This is a genomic window from Ruegeria sp. G10 (assembly GCF_056533645.1).
In genome coordinates this window covers 1-23962 of the sequence record NZ_JBQFOQ010000021.1, presented here as the reverse complement: position 1 = coordinate 23962, position 23962 = coordinate 1, and the positions used below count along the sequence as shown (strand labels likewise).

20 protein-coding genes and 1 pseudogene are annotated in these 23962 nt (G+C 55.5%); 6 read left to right on the top strand and 15 right to left on the bottom strand.

What is annotated here, in order from left to right:
• Positions 1 to 877, top strand: an 877-nt coding sequence (locus tag ACR0KM_RS20690) for an alpha/beta fold hydrolase (RefSeq protein ID WP_480865564.1), incomplete at its 5' end; no start/stop codon positions are given.
• A 262-nt stretch (positions 878 to 1139) separates the two neighbouring features.
• A complete protein-coding gene (locus ACR0KM_RS20685; RefSeq protein WP_480861675.1) occupies positions 1140 to 2018 on the top strand; it encodes an NAD(P)H-binding protein in 879 nt (292 codons plus the stop codon).
• A 576-nt stretch (positions 2019 to 2594) separates the two neighbouring features.
• Here ACR0KM_RS20685 and ACR0KM_RS20680 read toward each other — a convergent pair.
• From ACR0KM_RS20680 to ACR0KM_RS20620, 13 genes are all read right to left on the bottom strand, one after another.
• Positions 2595 to 4001, bottom strand: a complete 1407-nt coding sequence (locus ACR0KM_RS20680) for a bifunctional enoyl-CoA hydratase/phosphate acetyltransferase (RefSeq protein ID WP_480861673.1) — start codon at positions 3999 to 4001, stop codon at positions 2595 to 2597.
• On the bottom strand, positions 3991 to 4764 hold the full coding sequence (fabI, locus tag ACR0KM_RS20675; protein ID WP_480861671.1) for an enoyl-ACP reductase FabI: 774 nt from the start codon (positions 4762 to 4764) through the stop codon (positions 3991 to 3993). The genes ACR0KM_RS20680 and fabI overlap by 11 nt, the downstream gene beginning before the upstream one ends.
• 4 nt (positions 4765 to 4768) lie before the next feature.
• Positions 4769 to 6418 carry a PHA/PHB synthase family protein gene (locus ACR0KM_RS20670; protein WP_480865562.1) on the bottom strand — a complete coding sequence of 550 codons (1650 nt, stop codon included), beginning with the start codon at positions 6416 to 6418 and terminating at the stop codon, positions 4769 to 4771.
• A 458-nt stretch (positions 6419 to 6876) separates the two neighbouring features.
• Positions 6877 to 7041 carry a hypothetical protein gene (locus tag ACR0KM_RS20665; protein WP_480861667.1) on the bottom strand — a complete coding sequence of 55 codons (165 nt, stop codon included), beginning with the start codon at positions 7039 to 7041 and terminating at the stop codon, positions 6877 to 6879.
• 317 nt (positions 7042 to 7358) lie between these two features.
• Positions 7359 to 8420, bottom strand: a complete 1062-nt coding sequence (locus ACR0KM_RS20660; RefSeq protein ID WP_480861665.1) for a glycosyltransferase family 4 protein — start codon at positions 8418 to 8420, stop codon at positions 7359 to 7361.
• Entirely contained in the window at positions 8417 to 9949 is a 1533-nt protein-coding gene (locus tag ACR0KM_RS20655) for an ABC transporter permease (RefSeq protein WP_480861663.1), read from the bottom strand. Before ACR0KM_RS20655 ends, ACR0KM_RS20660 begins: the two co-directional genes overlap by 4 nt.
• Positions 9950 to 10636: an ABC transporter ATP-binding protein gene (locus ACR0KM_RS20650; protein ID WP_480861679.1), complete on the bottom strand. Its 687-nt coding sequence runs from the start codon at positions 10634 to 10636 to the stop codon at positions 9950 to 9952. It lies immediately after the preceding gene.
• 75 nt (positions 10637 to 10711) lie between these two features.
• Entirely contained in the window at positions 10712 to 11707 is a 996-nt protein-coding gene (locus ACR0KM_RS20645) for an ABC transporter substrate-binding protein (RefSeq protein WP_480861661.1), read from the bottom strand.
• Positions 11704 to 12234 (bottom strand): hypothetical protein, encoded by a 531-nt coding sequence (locus tag ACR0KM_RS20640; RefSeq protein WP_480861659.1) that lies wholly within the window; start codon positions 12232 to 12234, stop codon positions 11704 to 11706. The genes ACR0KM_RS20645 and ACR0KM_RS20640 overlap by 4 nt, the downstream gene beginning before the upstream one ends.
• Before the next feature lie 15 nt (positions 12235 to 12249).
• On the bottom strand, positions 12250 to 12609 hold the full coding sequence (locus ACR0KM_RS20635; RefSeq protein WP_480861657.1) for a lysylphosphatidylglycerol synthase transmembrane domain-containing protein: 360 nt from the start codon (positions 12607 to 12609) through the stop codon (positions 12250 to 12252).
• Positions 12606 to 14219 carry a sulfatase-like hydrolase/transferase gene (locus tag ACR0KM_RS20630; protein ID WP_480861655.1) on the bottom strand — a complete coding sequence of 538 codons (1614 nt, stop codon included), beginning with the start codon at positions 14217 to 14219 and terminating at the stop codon, positions 12606 to 12608. The genes ACR0KM_RS20635 and ACR0KM_RS20630 overlap by 4 nt, the downstream gene beginning before the upstream one ends.
• On the bottom strand, positions 14216 to 14938 hold the full coding sequence (locus tag ACR0KM_RS20625) for a CDP-alcohol phosphatidyltransferase family protein (RefSeq protein ID WP_480861653.1): 723 nt from the start codon (positions 14936 to 14938) through the stop codon (positions 14216 to 14218). The genes ACR0KM_RS20630 and ACR0KM_RS20625 overlap by 4 nt, the downstream gene beginning before the upstream one ends.
• Positions 14939 to 15014: 76 nt before the next feature.
• On the bottom strand, positions 15015 to 15758 hold the full coding sequence (locus tag ACR0KM_RS20620; RefSeq protein ID WP_480861651.1) for an endonuclease/exonuclease/phosphatase family protein: 744 nt from the start codon (positions 15756 to 15758) through the stop codon (positions 15015 to 15017).
• 74 nt (positions 15759 to 15832) lie between these two features.
• On the opposite strand from ACR0KM_RS20620, the gene ACR0KM_RS20615 reads away from it, so the two are divergent.
• The gene (locus ACR0KM_RS20615; protein ID WP_480861649.1) at positions 15833 to 16465 is read left to right on the top strand and encodes a YceI family protein; all 633 of its coding nucleotides are present in this window, start codon (positions 15833 to 15835) and stop codon (positions 16463 to 16465) included.
• 231 nt (positions 16466 to 16696) lie between these two features.
• On the opposite strand, the pseudogene ACR0KM_RS20610 reads toward ACR0KM_RS20615, so the two are convergent.
• Positions 16697 to 17418, bottom strand: a pseudogene (locus ACR0KM_RS20610) (IS5 family transposase).
• Between the two features lie 179 nt (positions 17419 to 17597).
• On the opposite strand from ACR0KM_RS20610, the gene ACR0KM_RS20605 reads away from it, so the two are divergent.
• Positions 17598 to 17993 carry an ester cyclase gene (locus ACR0KM_RS20605; RefSeq protein WP_480861647.1) on the top strand — a complete coding sequence of 132 codons (396 nt, stop codon included), beginning with the start codon at positions 17598 to 17600 and terminating at the stop codon, positions 17991 to 17993.
• Between the two features lie 8 nt (positions 17994 to 18001).
• On the opposite strand, the gene ACR0KM_RS20600 is transcribed toward ACR0KM_RS20605, so the two are convergent.
• Positions 18002 to 18388 (bottom strand): hypothetical protein, encoded by a 387-nt coding sequence (locus ACR0KM_RS20600; protein ID WP_480861645.1) that lies wholly within the window; start codon positions 18386 to 18388, stop codon positions 18002 to 18004.
• A gap of 187 nt (positions 18389 to 18575) precedes the next feature.
• Here ACR0KM_RS20600 and ACR0KM_RS20595 point away from each other — a divergent pair, with 187 nt between their 5' ends.
• Both ACR0KM_RS20595 and ACR0KM_RS20590 read left to right on the top strand, forming a co-directional pair.
• On the top strand, positions 18576 to 19979 hold the full coding sequence (locus tag ACR0KM_RS20595) for a pyridoxal phosphate-dependent decarboxylase family protein (RefSeq protein WP_480861643.1): 1404 nt from the start codon (positions 18576 to 18578) through the stop codon (positions 19977 to 19979).
• Between the two features lie 495 nt (positions 19980 to 20474).
• The gene (locus ACR0KM_RS20590; RefSeq protein WP_480861641.1) at positions 20475 to 23843 is read left to right on the top strand and encodes a DEAD/DEAH box helicase family protein; all 3369 of its coding nucleotides are present in this window, start codon (positions 20475 to 20477) and stop codon (positions 23841 to 23843) included.
• Positions 23844 to 23962: the final 119 nt, after the last annotated feature.

Genomic DNA, 23962 nt, shown 5'->3' with positions numbered 1-23962 from the left:
CTCATCTCCACTCCTTGGCGGTTACGATGAGCCAGAAACCCTCTCTTATCAAATCGACTTAAACTGTCCCATTGGTGCTGACGTCAGACAATCTATTCCTCTGGACAACTACACGGCCCACTACCTTGAAGGTGGGGTCGGCAATACGCAGACCATTGTCCTTCTACATGGCCTCATTGATGACAAGAATTCCTTTGTCGCTACGGCCTCCGAGCTGACAGACACCTACCGGGTCATCCTGCCCGATCTGCAGGGACATGGTGAAAACGCTCAAAACGACGGGCGCGACTACAGCATTGCAGGGCAGGTTGCTTTCCTAAGTGACCTTATAAAGGCGCTTGATGTAGAAAACCTGGTGATCGGCGGAAACTCCATGGGAGGTCACGTCGCAACCGCCTATGCATTGACCTATCCAGAGAGCGTTGATGCGTTGGTGATCCTGAACGCGACCGGGATGACGCTGGATGAGCCTCCCACTTATTACGAATACCCCGAAGACATCGACGTCGACTACATGACCGACATGTACGCCAGCGCCTTCATTGAACCGCCAAATATTCCTGGCCCGATCATGGGGTTTCTGGCGCAGGATCTGAAGGCGAAAGCGCCCTTCTTCAATACGCTGGTCAAGGCCGTTACCTCCGGGCACGCCTTTCGCCTGGATGAAGCGGCAAAACAGTTATCCGTGCCGGCTCTGATCATCTGGGGCTCGGGGGACGAGATTGTTCCCATGAGATACGCAGATGCCTATCACGCGGCGCTCCCGGATTCAGACCTGATCATCCTCAAAGCGGGGCACGCGCCGCAACTTGAAGTGCCCGGTCTTGTGGCGAATGAGTTGCGGCAGTTTTTGTCCGGGATCGCACCCGGCACCTAGGTCGGAAGTCTCAAAACAACGCGCAATCTCCAGGAATCTGAGGTCATTCGCATGCCGAGAAAAACGGCCCACATAGAAGGATCGCTTGCGTTCGATGTTGAGTACGTTTCCGATGCTGAGGCCACCGGAACCATGCCGATCACCGACTGTTCGCGCGCACGCTCGGCGGAGTCAATAGAGGGCCGGCTGCTGCTTGATCTGACCACAACACATTTCGTGACTTGACTATTCAAACGACCCACCAACCAAAAGGATTGACCCAATGTCAGACAGCAAAGGCGTGTTCGCCGGATCAATTGCCATCGCAGGAGCGACCGGACGCATCGGAACGGAACTGACCAAAGGCCTGGTGTCATCAGGCGCCAAGGTCCGGGCGATGACCCGGAATCCTGCAACGGTCAACCTCCCGGAGGGGGCAGAACCCTGCTGTGTGGACTTTGCCAATCCAGACACCCTCCGGGCGGCGCTAGAGTGTGTGGACAGGCTCTTCATTTCGCATGGCACGTCACCGGATCAGACCAAAAATGAGATTGCCCTGATCGATGCTGCGGTGGCTTCGGGTTTAAACCACATCGTCAAACTCTCAGCCTTTGGACCGCCTTCTAAATTGCATCCCATGGACTGGCATATGGAAATCGAAGCACATCTGGCGCGCCAGAATATCGGATATACGGTCCTGCGTCCTTCTGCCTTCATGGACGTTCTTCTCAACGCAGGCCCTGCCATTGCCGCAGGTGTTTGGGGCGGCGCGGCCGGAAACGGGAAAACCAACTTTATTGATACCCGTGACGTCTCGGACGTTGCTCAAAAGACTCTGGAAAGCGATTTTGACCCGACCGTGCAGCGCGCTTATCACCTCACCGGGCCAAAGTGCTGGTCCATGTCAGAAATCGCGATCGAACTTGGACGGCTACTAGACCGGGATGTGACATACGAACACCGCAGCCCCGAACAACAAAGAGCGGGACTGTTAGCAGCGGGTATCAACGCTTTCTTTGCTGACCTGCTTATCGGTCTGGACCGCGCATTCCGGGATTCGACCCAGAGGGAAACCACATCAACAGTCAGGGAGATCACCGGACAATCGCCGCGCGACCTGTCCAACTGGCTGAGGGAGAACCTGTCAGTCTTTCAGACTTGAACGGGTTTTGGGATGAGATGGCGCTCTGCGGGGCCGGTCATTTGTTAATTCCCCAGAAAGAAGCAGAATGGTCTCATACCAGACCAAGATGCCGTTGCAGCACAGGCCGTGCTCCGCCGTCAGCTGATCCAGCCATAGCGGCCCAGAGCTGACCTTGCGAGCCGTTTTCAATGCAGCAATTGCGGCCCATATTGCTGCCGTTCGCTGCAAGCGCGCGGTTATGGCCCTCTTGGTGTCGCGCTCCTGGGCGACAAAGCCACCGTAGGTGAAGTTGTCGCTAGGGGCAGGATAGTTAACCAGTGGACATCGGTCGCTGAGTGAGCGCCGGCGTAGAAACAAACTTCTTGGGACAGCGAGCGTAGCAGATGGTTGAGCGCCTCTAATCCTTGAGCCAGTTAGGCTTAGACTCCCAATGCGCTTTTTTCACCTGCATAGAAATCAAAGAACCCTCCCAAACAGTCCGATAAGCGGCAGAAATACTTACGAGGTTAAAACCATACTGGCTTGAAACCACGCCACTAGATCCGGAGGCATAAGCAATATGAGTCAATGTTGGCCAAAGCTTTGTTCACCCTTTCACTGAACAGTCTGTGTGTACAAAGAGGCAATAGCCGCCGAGGCAATGCGTGTGCGTTTATCATCTGCCCGGCTGGTCAGCATGATCGGGACCTGCGCCCCCAGAACGACACCGGCGGCCTCGGCACCCGCAAGATACATGAGCTGTTTGGCGATCATGTTGCCGGCCTCAAGATCGGGCGCGATCAGTATGTCGGCCTGACCGGCGACGTCGGACGTGATGCCCTTGGTGTTGACCGCGTGCATTGAGACCGCGTTGTCGAAGGCCAGCGGACCATCCAGAATGCCGCCGGTGATCTGGCCTCGATCTGCCATTTTGCACAGCGCGCCCGCCTCGACGGTGGATTGCAGCCGGGGCGTAATGGTCTCAACCGCTGACAGGATGGCCACTTTGGGCGTTTCAATGCCAATGGCGCGCGCCAGATCGATGGCGTTCTGGATCATATCCGCCTTTGTCTGCAAGTCAGGCGCGATGTTGATGGCCGCATCCGTAATCAGCAGGGGCTTGGCATAGGTCGGAACATCCATGACATAGATATGGCTCATCCGGCGTTCGCTGCGAAGCCCGTTGGCCTTGGACACAACGGCGGACATGACCTCATCCGTGTGCAGCGCCCCTTTCATCAGCGCGCTGACCCGCCCGTCCCGCACCAGATGAACTGCCGCCTCGGCCGAGGCATGGCTGTGCGGCGTGTCGATAATCTCCAGCCCGGTAATATCAAGCCCGGCAGCGTCTGCGGCCTCGTGTATCCGCGCGCGCGGCCCGACCAGAACAGGGTCCAGCAGGCCCAGATCGCGGGCGGATAACGCGCCCTCAAGCGCGCTTTCGTCACATGGATGGATCACGGCCGTGGGCAGCGCGGGCGCGCGTTGGGCGGCGCTGAGCAAACGGTCATAGACGGCCCCCCGGCGGTGCAGGACCAGGTCCGGCATGGCCACCCTTGGCCTGCGGATTTTCCTGTCGGGGGCGATCACAACAGCCTGCCCGGTGATAACGGGCTTACTATCGCCATTTGTGCACAGACATTCCAGAACAACGCGCTTTTTGTCGGCCTGTTTCTCGGTCACGGTCACGCGCACGGTGACGGTGTCGCCAATACCCACGGGTTTCAGGAACTTCAGCGACTGATCCAGATAGATCGTACCCGGCCCCGGCAATTGCGTGCCCAGCACGTTCGAGATCAGCGCACCGCCCCACATACCGTGGGCGATGACCTTGTGAAAGATATCATCCTGCGCGAATTCCTCATCGACATGCGCAGGGTTCACATCGCCCGAGACCACGGCAAAGGCGTCGATATCCTGCGCGGTCAGGGTGCGCGACAGCTCGGCACTGTCACCCAGCTTGATCTCGTCAAAGGGTCGATTCTCGATGAAACCGATATCTGCATCCTGATCAGACGACATGGTACCCCCCGTCGATGTAAGCGGTATTGCCGCTGACGGACCGGGCGAAATCCGACACAAGGCAGGCTGCCATCGCGCCGACCTCTTCGATCGTGGTCAACCGGTGCAGCGGCGCGTTGCGTTTTGCGTCCTCGATCAGCTCATCGAAATGGTCGATCCCCGACGCCGCCCGCGTTTCCAGCGGGCCGGGCGACATGGAATTGACCCGGATATTGCGCGGCCCAAGCTCAACCGCGAGATAGCGTGCCGTGGCCTCAAGCGCGGCTTTCACGGGGCCCATGACGTTATAGTGGTCCACCACCTTTTCTGCGCCGTGGTATGATACCGTCAGGATCGTGCCACCGTCGGACATCAGAGGCTCCGCCTGTTTGGCCAGCCGGATCAGGGAATGGACCGAGATGTCCATCGCCACGCCAAACCCCTCGCGCGAGCAGTCTACAACCCGCCCGTGCAGGTCTTCACGCGGGCAATAGGCAATCGAATGGACCAGAAAATCCAGCCGCCCCCATTGCTTTTGGATTGCGTCGAACACAGCCTCGGTCTGGCTTGCATCGGTCACGTCCAGCGGCATGACAATCCCAGCCTCAACCGCATCGATGACCGGCTGAACAAAACGCAGCGCTTTTTCCGACTGATAGGTCATCGCGATGTCAGCACCCGCATCCCGGCAGGCCAGCGCACAGCCGGCAGCGATGGAATGTTCATTGGCCACGCCCACCACAAGACCCTTTTTCCCTTTCAGAAACCCGGTTTCCGCCAGCATGGTCCTACTCCATCCGCACATATGTGCCGGGCGCGTCACTCAGCGCCGTTTTGATCTGGGGCGGCCCTTTCCGTCCGCTCGACTGATCGGACAGCCACTGGCCCCATGCGGGCCACCAGCTGCCCTCGTGCTGTCCGGCCGTCTCAAGCCAGTCGCCGGGGGTCAGCGTCCGGTCCTGATCGCGGGTTGTGTGCAGGCGGAAATGACGCCGCTTGTGCCCCGGCTCTGAGATCACGCCCGCATTGTGCCCGCCATTCGTCAGGGCAAAGGTGACATCCGCGTGGCTCAGGTTGTGGATCTTGAACACCGATTTCCACGGCGCGATATGGTCCGTCTCGGTCCCCAGACCAAAGATCGGAATGCGTATGTCGCGCAGCGAGACGGCATGCCCGTCGACCACAAACCGCCCCGTCGCCAGATCATTGTTGAGGAACATCCCCCGCAGGTATTCCGAATGCATCCGCGCCGGAAGCCGCGTGCTGTCGGCATTCCACGCCATCAGATCGGTCATCGGCGCCGCCTCTTCGCCCATGAGGTAGGCATGGATCATCCGCGACCAGATCAGATCGTTGGACCGGATCATCTGAAACGCGCTGGCCATCTGGCTGGCATCCAGATACCCCTGCGCCTCCATCACGTCTTCCAGCATCGAGACCTGACTTTCGTTGATGAACAGCATCAGCTCTCCAGCATCGGTGAAATCGGTCTGCGCCGCGATCAGCGTCATGCTGCGCAGGCTGTCGTCACCCTCTCTGGCCAGCTTAGCCGCCGCGATGGACAGCAGCGTTCCGCCCAGACAATACCCGGCTGCATGGACCTGCGCCGCGCCTGTTGCCTCTTTGATGAAGGACACCGCAGCCAGTGGCCCCTGTTCCAGGTAATCCGCCATGCCCAAACCGGCATCCTCGGCCCCCGGATTGCGCCACGAGATCATGAAGACGGTAAAACCCTGATCAACCAGATAGCGCACCATCGAATTCTCGGGGCTCAGGTCCATGATGTAATATTTCATGATCCAGGCCGGTACGATCAGCAAAGGCTCGGCCTGCACCGATTTGGTGGTCGGCTCATATTGGATCAGTTCCATCAGGTGGTTCTGATAAACCACCTTGCCCTTCGCGGCCGCAATATCCAGACCGATCTGCTGGGCGGGTTTGGGTTTGGTCCCCTGAACCTGCGCCTGCCAGTCTTTCAGAAAGGCCGACGCCCCGGCAACAAGGTTGGCACCATGGGTCTGGGCGGAGCGATCCAGCGCCTGAGGGTTGGTCGGCAGGAAGTTTGACGGCGCAAAAACATCCATCATCTGCCGCGCCATGAAGGTCATCGCGGCATCATTCGCCGGGCTCAGCCCCGGAACATCGGATGTGGCGTGATCGGCGAAATCCTCGGCCAGCAGAAAGGCTTGCGCCAGCGCAGCAAAGGGCGGTTTCGCCCAGGCTTCATCCAGAAAACGGCGGTCATTTCTGGCGGGCGCAATCGGTTCTTCGTCTGCCGGACAGCCTTTGGCGACATAGGTCAGCCAATCCATCCAGTTCTGCTGTGCCTTGCGCGCCAGCGATGCCTGCTTGTCCGGTGCGGACATCAAATGCAACGCCCAGTCGCAGATCAGGCTGGCCGTCCCCGCCGGAGAGGCCCCCTGAAACAGCTGGGCCATTTCGCGGCGCATGGGGCGGTGGTTCTGAAACTTCTGCTTTTTGGTCAAGTTTCCAATTGTGGAACCGCAGTTCTCGAAATCTCTCATTTGATGCCTTTCAGCGCCGTCGCTACGCCGTTGCTTAAGGGCTCAACGTGACAGCATTGTGTACGGCGACTTAAGTGCAGAGGCAGCGTTCTAGCGGCCTAAAATATGAGCGAACGTCGCGTATTGCAGTGAGATTTTCAGCACCTGCCAAAGAGCAACACGATACCCGCTGTGATCTTGAAAAACTTTGTTGCCCGACGCCGAAGTTAGCGAACCCGATAACCGAGTTGATAAACACAGTTCAGGTTTAAGGCATGCGCACCAGTAACTCATGGCCACCAATAGGCGGACCACAAAATTCTAAGGGGTTCAGCCCTTTAGAGGCGTCGAGGAAGCGCCCAACCACAAGGCGATAGTCAAATTGATAAGCGTTAGCCAATCAGCCTTGAAGCGAGTGCGGCATCATATTTGAACTGCCATAGTTTTTCAGGTGAGGTCGGCACATTGCAGAGTCTCAGCGCATCGGTCGGTTTCCGCGGGCGCAGCCAGTTCGGCCCGCGCTCGATGCGCTTGCCCAAGCTGACGACGAAGAACATCCCAATCAGACCTGCAAACTGTCGTTATGAATGAGGGAGCCTCGGGGGGCGGAGCATATCAATTATTTAACGGTTTGACGATAGTTAGACTAGGGCTTGCCTCCAACGCCCCAATACTCTTTGTCAGGCATCTGATATTCGGCTATTTCATAGCCGTCATAGCTGCATACCCTCACAGCAATGAATACGAAGAGTGCCATGAGGATTGCTCTGGCAGTTGGGGTTTGGAGCAGGTATTTCATTATTCGATCTTAATATGGCATGATTGACCTACCAAGAATGCCAATCCTCGAAATACATATTCGTGATGCTCTTGCTCAAAAGTTCTCTGATTTGTTCTTTTCGACGAGTGATTTGATCACGCCGGCAAATTTCCCACCCGTATCGCACCACGATGGTAGAGACATTGATCTTAGCTCCGACAGCATTCCAAAACGTGTTCGCGTGCTCTGGTCTTCAAGAAGCAAGCGCAAATTAGCCCCGAAGGCCAGAGCGTCCTCGGGTGGGGACAGCACCCCTGCGTCACCTACTGTTTCAGGCACGGCGCCCACATGGCATGAAACGATTGGAAGCCCGAACATCATCGCTTCACTGAGAACCATACCGTAGCCTTCGTATCGGGTCGCAAGCGCGAAAAGGGTCGCCGAGTTGAACAAATCATTTAACGGGGCTTGGTCCAACTCTCCGGCGAATTTCACGCGCTCGGCTAGACCGAGGGCCTTTGATTGGAAGTAAAGTTCATGCGCGGTGATTGCGTCGTGTTCCTTACCGACGATAACGGCCTGCCATTCCAAGTCCTTGATTGTAGCGAGCGCCCTTAACAGCGTGTCATGCCCTTTGCGGCGGGCCAGTAAGCCAACCGATAAAATCAAAGGAGGGCACTTTGGCTTCTTACGCACCTCTGGACGGTCGAAACCCGGCGCGGCAATGGTTATCAGATCCGGGTTTGCGTCGAATTCGTCAACCAGAACGCGCGCAGTTTCTGGACTGGGAACAACTATGTGGGCGGCGTGTCGGAGCGCTGCCGCTTCGTTTTTGAGCAGGAATTCGGCCCGTTCTGTCGGCAACCCAGTTTCCAATCCAAGAGGGTGGTGTATCATAGCTATGATCGGGGCCCTTACCCGCTCCAACCCCCCCGGGTCGATTGCACCGAATACCAGCCCATCAAGGATAATCGGGCGCGTTTCGGGGACGGCACGCAGCGCATGCAGTGCCGCTGCCATATCGTCCCGCGTTGGGTTGGGGAAGCCGCGCGGCAGTTGCAGATGTTCGGTTTTGCAACCCATCTCGTTCAGCACCTTCAATACTGTGGCTTCATAGATGAAACCGCCCGTACGCTGGTCTTTATCACCTGGGATCGCAAAAACAGCCTCTGTCATACCACCTGCTCGCTCGCATAAACACTTAGAACTCGCTTTTCGCACCATGCAACTGCGGCGTATGCTGTAACTGCCGCAAGACACAAAAGGACTACGCAGGACCACAGCATATTGTAGTTAGATGTACTCGCGGTCAGCGCCATCAACACGCCTATGCCGCGCCCGGTTGCCAGCCACTCAGCTGTAGTGACCGCCAATAGCGCTGCCGGTACTGCCATGCGGGCAGATGCGAATAAAGCGGGCAACATGGCGGGGATCTGGGCGGATCGCAGTAGCTTTGACCGACTGGCGCCGTAACTTTCAAAAACATCCACGATTGGCTTTGGGGTCTGCCGCAGGCCCTGCAGGCAAGCGACGAGAGTTGGGAAGAAAACCATCACAGCGACAATTGCAACGGTCCCCGTAAAGCCGCGCCCAAATGCCAGAACCAGCAATGGCGCAGTTGTGATGATCGGCACGGCGCGCAAAGCGATGGCCGTTGGCATAATCGCCCGCGCCGCTGGTGGCCAAAGCGTTAAAATCACAGCCAGTCCCGCACCAAGGGCCAAACCGGCGAGATATCCGGGTATCGCAGAAGCCAGGGTTTCGCCAAGCGCAGTTAGCAATGTGTTCAAGTTCATGGTGTTGGAAACGAAGGCCCAAATATCTGCTGGTCGCTTCGCGAAGAACGAATTCAGGTTAAACAAATCCATCAGTCCCTGCCACAGAACCAAAACCATGGCAGACATAAAAACAATACCGAGTATTCGAGTAGACAAAGTGCGCTTTTGACCAACTCTGGGCGTCGATAGCAGTATTGTCGGTGCATGTGGTGTCAGTTTACTTTTGAGCAGGCCAACGCACGCATACCCGAGCATAGCCAATGATGCGGAAACAACCGCCAGCGCCCAGGTCGCATCCGTTTGAAGACCGCGCATAGCCCGCAAGGTCAAAACACCTAATCCTCGCTCGGCGCCTGTGAATTCTCCAATCATCGCACCCAGAAAGGCAGCTGGCGCCGCGATCTGCAATCCCACGAACAGGTAAGGCAAGCTGGCTCTGAATCGCACAATGTACAGAGTCGACAGGCGGCCCCGACCGTAAACGGTCATCAAATCTGTCCAGCTTTGCGAGATAGCCCGAAGACCCACTACCAAGGCCAGGAATGTGGTGTAGTAAACAGCCAGTGCCGCCAGAGCGATCTGTGGACCCGCTCCGGGCCCGAACAGGACCCGTAAAATCGGGCCGCTCGCGATCAGCGGAATGCAGAACACTAGAAGCGCGAGCGCCGAGACTACCCATTCTGACTTCGGGACCAAAATCACAATGCAGGCCAAGACCATCGCCGCCAGGTTCCCCCAAAAGAACCCGAGCGCGGCATTCCTTAAGGTTTCTGCCGCAGCCCTGAACAGCAGCCCAGAATGATCATTGACATACTTCGCGATATCAGATGGTCCGCTGATCAACACGCTGTTTGGCTGAACGTGTGCCAAGCCTTCCCAAATTAGAAGCACAAGCAAAACGCCCAGCATGATACGTCCCGGTGCCACCTACTCAGCCTCCTCCAACGCGGCTAGAACTTGCGTCACCAAAGCGCGATACTCTGGTGAAGATGCAACGGAAACCGTGCAGTCTCGGTTAATATCAACCTGTATATCGGCCAAGATACGCGCGGGCCGAGGTGATAGCACGATCACGCGATCCGATAGCAAAACCGCCTCCTCCACGGAATGCGTAACGAGAAGTGTTGTCGTTTGGCGCTCACGCCACAATGGCGGGAGCTCTCGATTCAATCGACGACGCGTGATCGCATCGACGGCCCCAAAAGGTTCGTCCAACAACAGGACTTCTGGATCAGAAATCAGGCTGCGCGCGATTGCAGCGCGTTGGCGCATACCACCTGACAGTTCAGCAGGTCGATGCTCGGCAAACCCATCGAGCCCTACAAGATCGATCAGGTCATCTACGCGATCCGCCGGTTTGCGAGCGAGTTCCGCACCCAATGCGATGTTCGATCTTACGGTTCGCCATGGTAGCAGCGATGCGTCTTGAAACGCCATCGCAAGTCCCCCGCGTCGGGCGACCTGCTTTGGTGATTCACGGCCAATCGCGATATGCCCCGTGTCGGGCGTTTCTAACGCTGCTATCATTCGCAGAACGGTTGATTTTCCGCAGCCGGACGGGCCAACCAATGCCGTCGTCTGTCCGGATTGAAATTCAATCGAAAGCTCTGACACCGCCTCTGTGCTATCAAAACTCTTACGAATTCTGTTGCACGAAATTCCGGTCGTGGTCACGCGTCAACCCTCAGGTCAGCCATAAACCTCTTCCAGCAGCGATCGGTCCCAGAGGTCAGGAGTGACGGTTCGGTCTAACAGCGCGAGTGTTTCGACATTGGCCGCCACGGTCTCCTCGGTGAACCACCCGAACCCGTAATCGGCCGTCAAATCCGAGAACATCAACGGCACTTGCCGCGCGGCTTGCAGTTTTTGCGCGGCGAGATCCAGACCTGCATCAGGGAACATTTCTAGCGTCAACTCGGCGGCGGCGTCGGTATCTTTGTGATAATCCTTCCACCCCATGACTTCGCCTTTCAGCAAAGACACAAGCTCTGCGCGCCTTTGTGCAAGAGAGTCTTCGGTGGCGATATAGGTTTGAGAATGCACGGCATACCCGTAGTCAGCCATGAGCATTGTGGTGTTGTCTACGCCCTGCACAGTCATGGCGACGGGCAAATCTGTTTCCCAGCAAAGCAGGCAATCCACCTGGCCACTGACCAACGGTGCCGGGTCATATTGAGTGGGGACAATTTCAATTTGGTCGATGTCTATCCCGTTCAACGTGCACAAGGCTTGCAAGACGGGCGTATTCGCAACGGCCATACCGATCTTCTTGCCGATCAGATCCGCGGGTTCGTTTACCGGGTTGGCCACAAGAGATGCTATCGCGAACGGATTCTTTTGCATTGCAACGGCGATGATTTTGAACGGCGCGCCTTGTGCCACGGCGGCGGCGGTATAGTCCGCAGCAGATATCCCGACCAAAGCAGTTCCTGAAACAACAGGCGGCTCGACAGGCGCGTTTGGACCGCCTTGGGCAAGTGAGACATCCAAACCAAGATCAGACCAATACCCTCTTTTTTTCGCAATGTAACTTCCGCCGAACTGCACGGAATGCAGCCAGGACAGCTGGAAATTCACGGGTTGTAGATTGGCTGCTAACGCAGGCAACCCGGATGCGGAAGCAGCAAAACCGGCTGCTCCGGTTTGGAGAAAAAAACGGCGCGTAAGGTGGGTAGGCTGTGTCATGGTGAATTTCTCTTCCCTGTTGTTAGTTGCGGTTCAATCCATCTTAGCCACAGCAGAATTACAACTGCTGGCAGCGCGGCGATCAGGATGACGGCACCATAAGTGACACCCGAAGCAACACCCGCACTGGATGACGCCCCGATTATTGGAAATAAGGCAGCAGCGGCTCCTTCCCTCCAACCCCAACCTCCAATCGACATAGGAACCAGCATCGCAGTCAAAACCAGAGGAATAATGATAAACAAGCCGCCTGATGGTATGACAACCCCAACAGCCCTTGCTGACGCGTAAAAGCCCAGTATCAGACAAGCAGAGCTGGCTAAGCCGACCAAAACAAAGGCCGTCTGACGTTGTAACTTGATCAAAAAGACAACGAACCTCCCAATTGATGGAAGGGCAAGAGATACAAGGCTCACCACAGCTAGGGCCGATAGCAACACAGCAAGAACTATCATGCTAAGTTCAGGATGATCGAAGCCTCCGGGACGCATTAGCGCAACACTAATGCCCAGAAAAAGGACGGCCATGATCGCGATTTGTCCCTACAGCCGTTCCGCCAAAACCGATTGAGCTGAGCGTTTGAGGTCTGCTTTCTTCCTCGCCCGAACCGCACGGGTCAGATCCCCCGGAACGCCGCCGGGCAGAACCATATTCACCAGCTGCGCGATATAGTATTCGCGCAAGGCAAAAGAGTAATCAAACCGAATATCCAACGCGCGCGCTGTAAGTTGCCATCGGAATGCCATCGAGAAGGTTGCGGCAGTGGTTGCAAGGATCGCAAGGCCTACCCATCCCGGGCTGAGCATCCGCAGATGATCAGCGATACGCGCCAAATCCGTCCACCAAAGTAATACGAAAATCAACGTGATCGATACCCCCAACCTGACCCAATACCGGTTCATCGCGTCACCATTGCGGTTGAGGTCTTGTCAGAGAAGGCAGCTATGAAGTTGTCCCTGAACCTGTCCATTCGGCGAACAGGTACGTCGGATGTGGGTATAAGCCCCTCTGTCCAACGCCAATGGTCGATGTGGTCCAAGACTTGCGGGGGTCCGATCATATGAACAGCTACATCCTTGCTGTCACTGCCTGATACAAATCCAGCGGCCTGATGGTCCCCAGCGACAATGACCAGTGGTGCATCGTCGACTAGTTGAAGAACATGAGAAAAGACGACTTGCAAAACGTAGTCTACCGATCTGCGATACGCATCCCGCACGGCATCTGGGTCTTTCCACAACACTTCAGGTGTCGGTCCCCGCGTGGCCATCTCGTTGAAGACGGTGCCATCGCCTACATCCCGCCATTGGATTACGTCGGCGATTGGAGTCCAAGGGGCGTGTGAAGAGATCAGAGCGATCTGGACAAAATCAGGTCTCGGGTCCGGCGGCAAAAGATCGGGATAAGCAGCCAATGTGAATTGGTCGGGCATCGTAACCCAGCGAAAACTCTCGCCCGCATAGGGGATTTGGGCCCTGTCGAAAACAAGCTCAAACCCCATAGCCCCGCTTTCGGGCCAGTCCTTTGTGATTGCAGGCATGACAGCGGCTGTCCGATACCCCGCCGCTTGCGCGATATGAGATAGCCATTTGCGCCCACTGTCGATCATCGCCTGATAGCGCCCGTTATCGGCGGTCCACAAGCCGGATCCCAGGGTTCCATGCGCCAACCAGCTTTGTCCGCCCACCGTTGGCGAGGTCAACCAACCGCTTTTCATGGCAAGTCCCAAACCCGCGATTTCAGCCTGAGCAGACCGCAGCGTTGCGAGATGCGTTGGCGCATACAGCGGGTTGTCGAAGCTGGCGCGACCGTAGCTTTCAATCCAGATCAAAAGCACATCCCGACCATCAAGCTTGTTCAACAATCCGGACTGATTGGCATAGGTATCTGAACCTGCGGCCTCACGAAACTTGGCCAAATCTCTGGTTGTTCTCTGTATTTGACCAACGCGATTTATTGCTAAGCGAGAGGTCCAGGTGGTCCCCGGCGGGCTGTTCTCCAATTTCCAGAAACTAAGGTGATGACCCGCATCAGCGATAGCCCATCCAGTGCAGCCAACACCTATCAAAGCTACAGCCAATCCCGTTTTTGCATTTTGTCCAAGTGACGCCCAAGTGGCAAGGCCCTGGACCATTAAACCGTAGAGCAAGGCCAGCAACAAAATGGCCAACGACACTGCAAAAACAAATACAAGCAAACCAAGGCTATCGCGGGCGAATGAAAACCCTGCAGCGATTAAGGGCATATCAACGACCGGATTAAACGGCCTGTCAAAAGCGCTGAACATTGCATAGTCGGCGATCTTCAAAACAATGACTGCCAACAAAGCCAGCGCGATCACGTGAACGAAGATAAGACGGGGCCCCAGTAACACAACCAAAAGCAGGATTACGGGCAACTCCAGCGGCCAGCGCATAAACACCCCCCAACCAAAGGCGTTCGGATGGTTCGGAAGTGCGAGAACGGCAAATACAGCAAGAGCACCCCAGGCGAAGAAAAATGCTTGTTTCATTCAGCGCGTCCGAGAAGCCACTTGATGTCCACTAAGAACGACCAAGCAAGAAGTATCGCGGCCGTAAACGATATTGGCAAAACCGCGATAGCTGGCGTCAAGGGGAACAGGAGGGTAACCAACGCACCAATCTGAACCACGCAAATAGCTTTTCGACGGAACGCCTCCGGTAAGTCGGCCCTTAATGCAGGCAGGGCCAAACCCGCGGCGCAGAACACATAGCGCATGAAGCCCAGAACCAGAATTTCTGGACCGGCTGTGCCTGACACCAACAGCCAAACAGAGAGCACAGCGCCTAGCAGGGCGTCCGTTTCCATATCAAATCTTGCTCCGAAGCGTGAAGTCAGTCCCGACCGCCGCGCCAACCAGCCATCGACACCGTCCAATGCGAATGCGACTGTTGCCACCATAAACACCAACCAAGGGCTCGCGTTTGGCGCCATCAGGCTCCCAGTCAAGAATGCAACCATAGCAACGCGGATAAGGGTCACCAGATTGCACAAACCCAGTGCTTCATGCGGGTAGGTTTGTCGCAGGCTGGGCACTAGAAACGCGACGACTAAGCCAAAAACAAGCAAAGGGGTCAGCGCTGAACCAAACGCCATCAATGCACATCCTGTGAGTGCGAGAGCGATCACCGCGCAGGCCAGACACAGGTTGGCAGTAGGCGGTACTACCTCCGCAGGCCGTGTCGTGTTATAGAGTTCACCGCCAAACATGCATGTCACCCGATTGATCTACAGAGCAAACTAGTACGCCAACGACCCTCGGGTAGTTTTGCGGGCAACCAACCGCTCACGCGCTTTTCCCAAGCTTAACAACGCCAGTCAAAGGCAAGTGATCTGAAGCATGCACCAGAACGTCTGATTTTAGTGCGTGAACCTCTGAAATCGCGCCCGGCAAATCCGTCAAGATTCTATCCAGTGGTAAGAAAGGCCATCGACTCGGAAAGCTGGCTCGCGCAGGCCCCTGAAAGGTGGTTCCTGCGATCCGTTGATGAAACATCAAACCGCCCCAGGGCCGCCATTCATTGAAGTCGCCCAGCATGAGCGTTTGCATATTTGGGCGACGATGTAGGTACTGCCCAATGGTACGCATTTGGATGATGCGCAACGGTTGCGACAAGGAGAGATGCATTGTCATGATGCGTAATGGAAAACCTTCAACCAGCGTTTCGAACGCCAGAGCACCCCGGTGGCAATGGCCTGGCAGATCAATCACATCTGCATGGGTGCGCTGAAACCTCTTACCTAGAAACAGGATGCTTCCCAAAAATCCGTCGCTCTGACTGCCCCAACGCAACGTTGGGGCATCTTGCGCGTAGGGCAGCCCCGTAAGTTCGGAGATTTTTCGCACGTCAATAATTCGAGCATGCGGTCGACATTCCTCATCTGCTTCTTGCAGCGCCAGAATGTCCAAACCCAAAGGCGCCAGTTCCGTCCTGATTGCGTTGGTCACGCGGTTTGGATTGACCTGTCCATCTGACCCTTTGGCCCGATGGATGTTCCATGTCGCGCAGCGAACTATGGTGTCGCTCATGTTTTTTTCGGCCTTTGCCTCTCTGCAACCTATATTACTCTCAATGTTAGTTCCTATTTGGAGGTATTAGAACTATGGTATTTGCGCGCGAAAAAACCGTTTCAGGCAAATTTGGCGTTGCAACACGAACCATTGTAACCTCGGCTGCATTTGGCGGATGGGCGATAGCGGCAAACGCAGATATGGCGCGGTATGAGCTCGATCCAACGCACACAGCTATCTATTTCACAATCGATCACATCGGCTACGCAAAAACACTTGGTGTGTTCACAGAAGTGTCGGGCAACTTTTTTTACGACACTGAGACGCAAGAGTTGCGCGACGTAGAGGTTGTGATCCAAGCGGCGTCCGTAAACACGTTCAACGACGCGCGCGACGGTCATGTTAGAAACCGAGACTTTCTGGATGTCTCGACGTATCCCGAAATCAAGTTTGTTGCAAACGGTGGTACAGCTTCGGACGCCAGCAGCGGAACTGTGGCCGGAGAGTTGACGATTCTGGATCAAACTCTTCCGGTAACCCTGAACGTAACGCTCAACAAAGTAGCAGAATACCCATTTGGCCATAAACGCGAAGTTTTGGGACTATCGCTGGACGCATCCATTTTGCGCAGCGAGTTCGGGATGGACTACGGTGTGGCGAACGGGCTTGTTGGCGATGAAGTGAGGATCAACATTGAAACGGAAGCAATCAAACGCGACGATTGAGCCCGGTAAGCAAGTGCTCTATTGGCCAACAAATCGATCCTGCGGCCAATAAACTGCCTGGCTTTCAAGAGCAGTCCACGTTGTTTTTTCCTTTGAACCCTCGCCTCTGAAGCAATGCCGCCCGTTTACGGTTTTGGGCCTGAGTTTACTTTGTATTGACAGCGGCGACTTCTCAGTGGCCCGTGCCTCATTTGGAGACTATCGAGACCATACTCAGTCTAGGCTCTGGATTCATAACCAATAGATGACGGCTGTTGTAAGTGCGAATGCGGAGAGGAATACGTTGGGACAGCGATCATAGCGTGTCGCTACGCGCCTCCAACCGTTGAGCCTACCAAACTTGATCTCGATCGGGCTGCGCCGTTCGTATCGGCGCTCTTCATACTTCACGGTTGTCTTGCGTTGATTTCGAACCGGCATGGAGGTGCTTGTTCCTTCGTCTTTCAAAGCGCCTCGGAACCAGTCCGCATCGTCGTCGCGATCCCCCAGCAACCAGTCGATATCTGGAATACTGCGCAATAGCGCTCGCGCACCGATATAGTCGCTAACTTAGCCAGCGGTGACAGAATTGATGATCGGCTGTCCCTGGCTATCACCGATAGCATGTGGTTTGGTATTCATGCCCCTCTTGGTTCGGGCAATCAGGCGGCCACGTTGCCCTTTTTGCGGCCATGCTGGTCGCGGTACGATGTGGTTTCAGATAGGTCGCGTCCACTGCTCGGCAGTCGAAACGTAGTTTCGATGGAAGGCCGACCATCATCCAAGCGAAGATACCTTTCTCACTCCGAGGCTTGCACCGGCTATAGAGCCGTCAAGTGCAATCCGTATTCATTGGGAGCGCCCCGCCACCGCAAACCATTGCGGTTGATGAAGATAATCCCACTCAGCCCCCTTTTTTCATCGACCTGTAGCTTACCATGCAACCGCTGAAAGAACGGGGAATGCTTGGCCATCTGCTTGTCAGTCAGTCAGAACAGGTCACTCATATCACCTGTGCCGCGCTTCTAAAATCGAGGTATCCTAGCTTTAGTGTTCATCTGGCCGTGATGGCCTTGGCCAGCGGCTTGATAAATTCTGTGGCTCTACGGTAACGTCATTGAAAAGAGGATGCTGTCTTCTTGGGGGGGGCGCTATGATACCTGACCGTGAAACTGCAGAAAGAGTGGCGCAAGCGCATTGCGAGGCTTGGACGGACCGGAACCCGAAGGCGGTGGCATGCCGCTACGCAAAGAACACCACCATGGGAATGAATGGTGGCGATCCCATGACAAGCCAGATGGAAATCGCCGACATGGCCGCAGGCTTCATGGCTGACTTTCCCGATCTCGTTCTGACACTCGACAGTATTTTGGTTGCTGATCATCACATGGTCTATGCCTGGACCTTCGAAGGACACCACAAAGACACTGGGAACCATGTGAAGTTCTCTGACTGGGAGGAGTGGGATCTGGACGACGATCTCAAGGTCACCAAGTCGCTCGGCTGGTATGACAACGCTGACTATGAACGCCAAGTCTCGGGTGAATGACGACTACCTCAAGGAAGCCTCGGCCTGCGAGTGCTGTCGTCTGCGGTGTCGGCGAAGTGGGTAGGGTCATCACCCGGCTGCTTGTCGAGCGCGGCGTTGAGGTTGTCGCCGCCATTGGGCTTAGCGCGACGAAGGTGGGCCGCAATCTGGGTGAGGTTGCCGGGCTCGGGACATTGCTCAACGTCAAGACTGAAGCCGAACCAGCCGCCCTGCTGGCCCGAGACGCCGACATTGGCGTTATTTGTGTGGTAAGCTATCTTCAGACCAGGTAGGGGCATCTCGAGGTCTGGCTGGATAACGGTGTGAATACTGTCGCGATCGAAGAAGAAACCGTCTTTCCATGGACATCCTGCCGTTATCGGCGATTTCGCGGTGCAGCCCGTCGAACCTGCCACTCGCTGCTAGAGAGAAAACAAGCGACAGTCGAACATACAGTCTGCGGGATGAGCTGCCCATCAAAGCAACTGTATGGATCTCCAGTCTGGCCGCAGGCAAACAACTACGTCGACTGAGGAAAAGCTCGACTGCTATCCCGACCCCAGCTAGCCTCCCTTCGACAAAAATTGATCGAGAAAGATTTGCATGCCAGATAATGAGGTAGCGCCACTGAGTGCAGACGACCGCACGGCTATGTTACACGCAGCACGCGAGGCGATAGCGTATCGAGGCACCCTTGCGGAAGCCGCAGTCAAGCCAGAACTACGCCCTTCGGCCTTGGCTTTGGAATTCGACAGCACACTTCCCGATCAAGGCACAGCCGCATCGTCCGTGATCGAGGATTTGATTGCGATTGCTGGCAAGGGCCTCCATGCCCATACGTCCCCTAGGTTCTTTGGTTATGTTTGTGGTGGCTCTATGCCAGTGGGCGCGGCTGCAGATTTTCTTGTGACCTCATGGGGTCAAAACTCTGCCTCTTCTTGGGAAAGCCCGTCTGCTGCCCTTATCGAGCAAACGGTTTGCCAATGGTGCCTTGAACTTCTAGGCCTGCCTGAGGACAGCGGCGTTGGCATCGTTTCCGGGGCAACTGTTGCTAATGCCCAAGGAATCATCGCGGCGCGTGATGCCCTACTGCAAAGACAAGGATGGGACTTCGTAAAGAATGGTCTCTTCGGCGCGCCGGACATTCCGATCATTTTGGGGGATGCGGCCCATTCCGCGCCGATGGCTGGCGTTCGATATGCAGGACTGGGGCTTGGCCGAGCGACACGCCTCGCAACCGATGATCAAGGTCGCATCTCCATCAGTGCGCTCGAAGTAGCGCTCGCAGAATGTAAGCGACCTCCACTGGTTATTCTCCAAGCTGGCCAGATCAATACGGGAGCTTCCGACCCATTTGCAGAAGCCATTCCGATGGTTCACGACGCTGGTGGCTGGGTGCACGTGGATGGTGCATTTGGTTTATGGGCGCATGCTGTGCCCGACTTGCGCGATCGGGTGGAAGGCGTTGATGCTGCAGATAGCTGGGCTGTGGATCTGCACAAATGGCTCAACGCACCTTATGACGCCGGGCTTTGTATTGTGCGCGACCGTGCGGCCTTGGTGTCCGCGATGAGCGCGCGTGGTGCATATCTCCCAGAGCTAGGCGAGACTTGGGAGCCAAGCGACTCCACGCTCGAGCTAAGTCGGCGTGCGCGAGGCATCCCGAGCTACGCAATTATTAGACACTTAGGGGCGCAGGGCGTTCGGTTGATGATTGCGCGCCACTGCGCCCTTGCAACATATTTGGCAGACCGATTGCGCGCTGTTCCGGGTGTCGAGATATTGAATGACGTCGTTCTGAACCAGGTAGCCATAGCCTTTGAAACAGACGAGTTAACGACGAAGGTCTTAGAAAGAATTCAAGAAATGGCCCGGGTGTATCCCAGCCATGGCATTTGGAAGGATCGACAGATCATTCGTGTTTCGGTGATCAACCATGCGACCGACTACACTGATATCGACCTGCTCGCTAATGAGATTTTGGACGCCTACAGAGCTCTCAAATGATGACCCGGCGTGCGAGGAATCGTTTTTCTGAATCGCAGCGTCAACCATGTTTTTCAACGCTGCGGCACTGCCAACACAAAGCATGCTACTTCGCAGAAGCAGGCTCTCATGCAAACCGCAGCACCCGTAAGAGTGGGCTCACAGCCGACCTCGGCGCAGACGCAGTAAAGGCCCCTGCCCCGCTTGCCACTACCTAGCCATCGGCCCAAACCGGAAGTTCTGCTTTGCTTTGTGTGCTGCATTGCAGCGTTAACAAAGCAGACCTTCATTAAGGGGACTGTATATGAGGTGACCTGCACGGGCCTAATGCACTCAAAACAACTTTAATCGCTAGTCAGGATCGAGCTCTGATGCTCTCTATGCGCCGAAAGCTCGTCTGCTTCGCTTAGGGATAGCAATCGCTCAAATCTCAATTTGTTTGTGTTGAGAGGTATTGCCAGACTTGCAACGCGATAACAAAGTGGAAACGAGCATTTCGCAAAGACTGGCTTCGAGTTGTTTTCGCTACCAAATTGGCTGCGCGCCAAACCAAGGCAAATCTCCGGTCCGGAACCACATGATTCCGATACCTCGCCGCAAAAGCCAGTTTCTGACTTTGCGACCAACATCGATCGGCCGGTGATCGACCTCTACCGGCCGCATATATTGTCAGGCGACTGTTTGATCGTCACTGGCTACCAGGACTTCTTGTCGTCGCTAGCCATCTTGATGAATGAGATGCCTGAGCTGAGGAACCCGGAGTTCGGAAGCGAAACCCAAATTCGGATCGCATTTGGGATCGATACGGCAAACGCAAAGCGCCTCGGCCAACGGACACCTGTTACCGAAGAGATGAAACTCTTTTGGCTAGAGCGTTCGGGACTTCAGGTTGATGACGACGAAGATCTGCTTGCTGTTCTCTCTAGGCATGCGATCTCTGAAGGGAACATCCAACTTAGGGTTTTTGATCCAGACCTTGCTCAAGAAAAGCTGGGCATTTCAGGTGAGCGTCGGCTGCATTCGAAGATCGTTAGTTCGTCCAAGGGCGCAGTGGCTGGCTCGGCCAACTTCTCAAAATCAGGCCTCTATCGAAACATCGAGTATGCGGATGGGCTAGATACAGGTAGCCATGAGCTTCAGCTAGAAAGGACCCAGGCCGCTGAGCAGGTTTGGGACGTTTCAGTCGACTGGAACAATGAGGCACTGGAGATCCTCGACAAGCTTATCAAGCCAGTGACTGCTGAAGATGCCATGGCGAGGATGATCTCTGAGCAAAGAGGATTCGAGCCCTGGCTCACCGGACAGCGGCAATCGATTACTGGCCACACGCTCTTTGGCTACCAACAGGAACTGACCTACGAAGCCTGCTCCATCGCCTACGACCACGGCATCGCATTCGTCGAGGCACCAACAGGATCAGGAAAGACTGAAATCGGATGTCATTTGGCCGAGGCGCTTTCTGAAACCTTTGCGAGGGTCATTCCCAAGTCGCCGGTGCACGGTGTCTCAAGGAAAAACACCGCGGTGATTGCACCACCAAAAGTCATCCCCAGTTGGGAAAGGCATTCAACCAACTCTCTCACGGCGATTGCGAACAGCAAGCTAGCAAAGCAGAAGCTCAGAGGAGCCGGAGATCACGCAAAATCGGGTCTCCGCCTCGATCAGTTTGGCGTTCTGATCATTGATGAAAGTCACACGGTCACGCCAGGATTTGAACAGGCTTCGCAGATGGCGGCAGCAATTGAGCTGGCTCCGCCAAGTTGGAACGTCTGTCTTTCAGCAACGCTACTCGGCAATCGCGACGTCGACTGGCTCGCGCATATGCAGGAGAAACGCGCATCCATTTTTATGACGCCAGACTATATCCAGGAAATGGGCGATCTCTTCCAACGAGAGATGCAAAAACCAACTGACATCTTTCATCAAGGAGCTCCGCTTACTATCGTCACAGAGCCAGACACAGCCCTCTCCAGGGAGGCGAGGTCAGAGCTAGCCGCGCTGATTTCGCCGTTCCTAACGCGTCGGCAGCGTCACTGCATCGGAGAAAGTCAGGATCGGACCAAACACAGCTATCCGGAGTTGACCAACCATGGACGTCCCACTTCGCTCAAAGTGACGAAGAAGCATGAACAGCTGCTGGAAGACATCGTTGAACTCTGCCGTGAGCTTTCACCAGGAGGAAGAGTTACTGCTGTTGAGAAGAGCCGGTTCGGTCACGTGCGAACCCAGCAGAGCACCCAAGATCAGCTCCACATCCGGAACCTGTTGAATATCCTTAGGGTCAATTCGGCCCAAGCAAGCTGGGAGATGTCCCACGGTGTGATTGGCAAATGGTTGCGGGAGTTCGAAGGCGGCTCCAGAGCGCGCAAGGGCAAGTCACACGCGAACCAGTCAGACATGTTCTCGCTCTTGGGCATAGACCAACCTGGACCGACGAACACATGTGATGCACTAGAAAGAAAGCTCGAGGCAAAACCGCTGAAAGAGCTGGACGAGCGCCGCTATCAAGCTTGCCTCGACATACAGGCAATCAAAGATCGGGTTGTGTTCTTGGCGGAACGAACAGACACGCTCGAGATTTTTGCGGAGGCGCTTTCTCGCGAAGGCCACCACACCAACTTCGTCGTAGGAAACCAAACGAAAGGCGAAGATCGTGCAGTGAAGGCCATCTTTGGCGAGGGCCCTGATGGATTCAAGCGTATCGTGACTGGTAAGTCGGTAGAGCAGTTCTTTCGGCCTGGCGGAAGGAAGGCACCAAAAGGACCAGCCTCTGTCTTCATGACCTACAAGATGGCCGAAGGCATCAACCTGCAATCAGCAGATACACTCGTTTTGCTCGGAGTAACTTCCAACCTCAAGGAACTTATTCAGGGGCTAGGGAGAATAGACCGGATCGACAGCCAATTTGGGATAGTAAACTACAACCTTGTTGACGTGCCTGTTGGGCGGTTTGCGTCCGATGAGAAGATCGCGCAACGGATTGAGAACTACAAAACCCTTTCTGGTGAGGAGTTGATCGACGCGGTTCAGGAAGAAGGCTCTGAGGACGCCGAGGTTATTTTGGAAAGCGTGGTGGAGTACCTTCGAGCCCCAAGGCGGCTTCGCACAAACAATCTTCATGACGTCCTCTCGCACACAAAGCTGACGATCAACCCGGCAAGATACGAATTGATCACTAAGGCAAGGATCGAGGGCACGTGGGGTGCGGAGCTGGCGCTGTTGTCCGCAAGGGAAAGCTTCACTGCTCTGCACCTAAAGGGCACAGACAAGCCAACCAGTTTTTTGCCACCTCGCCTGATTATGCTTAAGCACGACAAAGGTGGAATCCAGATAGAACGGGGACAGGTGCGCTGTGCGCAGATGTTGAACGCAGCATATGAGCGGACAAAAAGCCTTAGCCAGGAAACCGCTCACATGTCCATTGATCAGCTCACAGACGCATTGGAAGTCGTATCTGGGCAGCTTGGGGAGCTAACGGAATGGGACCTTCGGCCTGCGCGTGTGGAAAGCCTTATGAAGGCATGTGCCGAGTTTATGAACCGTTGGGATCGAACAGCCATCGACGACCAGCAGCGTTTCGGGCATCTCTCACTTCCCGCCATCGAGATGATTTGCGAAAGCTGGAGCAGACTGCTGGACCCGTACTGGGAGCAAGCGAAGCAGGAAGTGCGAGACAGCTTCGCCTACGAAGACCTGCCGAAGGGCTATATCGCACTCCAAGAGGTACTTACCAAGCTTGAGCAAGACAGCCTGCGTTCCCCCAAGGTTCACGATCTTATGTTCGACGTGATCCACGAAGCAGAACTGCTGTCGCGGGACCATGAGCCCGAGATCGGTCGGCGTGTATCCGTGGTGTTCTTCTCGGAAGGAAGTGGCGAGCACTAATGAGCATTGATAGGCACGCAAGCTCTGTGTAAGCGGTGCGCCGATCACACGTCAGCGGTGTAATTCCAGGGCATCAGGCTGCTGATTTTGGACTGTTTGTGCCCATTTACGATTGCGGT

Coding starts and splice junctions, on each gene's coding strand:
- ACR0KM_RS20680 (WP_480861673.1), bottom strand. CDS start 4,001: ATGTCGTCTGATCAGGATGCAGATATCGGTTTCATCGAGAATCGACCC.
- fabI (WP_480861671.1), bottom strand. CDS start 4,764: ATGCTGGCGGAAACCGGGTTTCTGAAAGGGAAAAAGGGTCTTGTGGTG.
- ACR0KM_RS20660 (WP_480861665.1), bottom strand. CDS start 8,420: ATGACAGAGGCTGTTTTTGCGATCCCAGGTGATAAAGACCAGCGTACG.
- ACR0KM_RS20645 (WP_480861661.1), bottom strand. CDS start 11,707: ATGACACAGCCTACCCACCTTACGCGCCGTTTTTTTCTCCAAACCGGA.
- ACR0KM_RS20605 (WP_480861647.1), top strand. CDS start 17,598: ATGATACCTGACCGTGAAACTGCAGAAAGAGTGGCGCAAGCGCATTGC.
- ACR0KM_RS20635 (WP_480861657.1), bottom strand. CDS start 12,609: ATGAACCGGTATTGGGTCAGGTTGGGGGTATCGATCACGTTGATTTTC.
- ACR0KM_RS20685 (WP_480861675.1), top strand. CDS start 1,140: ATGTCAGACAGCAAAGGCGTGTTCGCCGGATCAATTGCCATCGCAGGA.
- ACR0KM_RS20670 (WP_480865562.1), bottom strand. CDS start 6,418: ATGGCCCAGCTGTTTCAGGGGGCCTCTCCGGCGGGGACGGCCAGCCTG.
- ACR0KM_RS20630 (WP_480861655.1), bottom strand. CDS start 14,219: ATGAAACAAGCATTTTTCTTCGCCTGGGGTGCTCTTGCTGTATTTGCC.
- ACR0KM_RS20665 (WP_480861667.1), bottom strand. CDS start 7,041: ATGTTCTTCGTCGTCAGCTTGGGCAAGCGCATCGAGCGCGGGCCGAAC.
- ACR0KM_RS20595 (WP_480861643.1), top strand. CDS start 18,576: ATGCCAGATAATGAGGTAGCGCCACTGAGTGCAGACGACCGCACGGCT.
- ACR0KM_RS20620 (WP_480861651.1), bottom strand. CDS start 15,758: ATGAGCGACACCATAGTTCGCTGCGCGACATGGAACATCCATCGGGCC.
- ACR0KM_RS20615 (WP_480861649.1), top strand. CDS start 15,833: ATGGTATTTGCGCGCGAAAAAACCGTTTCAGGCAAATTTGGCGTTGCA.
- ACR0KM_RS20640 (WP_480861659.1), bottom strand. CDS start 12,234: ATGGCCGTCCTTTTTCTGGGCATTAGTGTTGCGCTAATGCGTCCCGGA.
- ACR0KM_RS20625 (WP_480861653.1), bottom strand. CDS start 14,938: ATGTTTGGCGGTGAACTCTATAACACGACACGGCCTGCGGAGGTAGTA.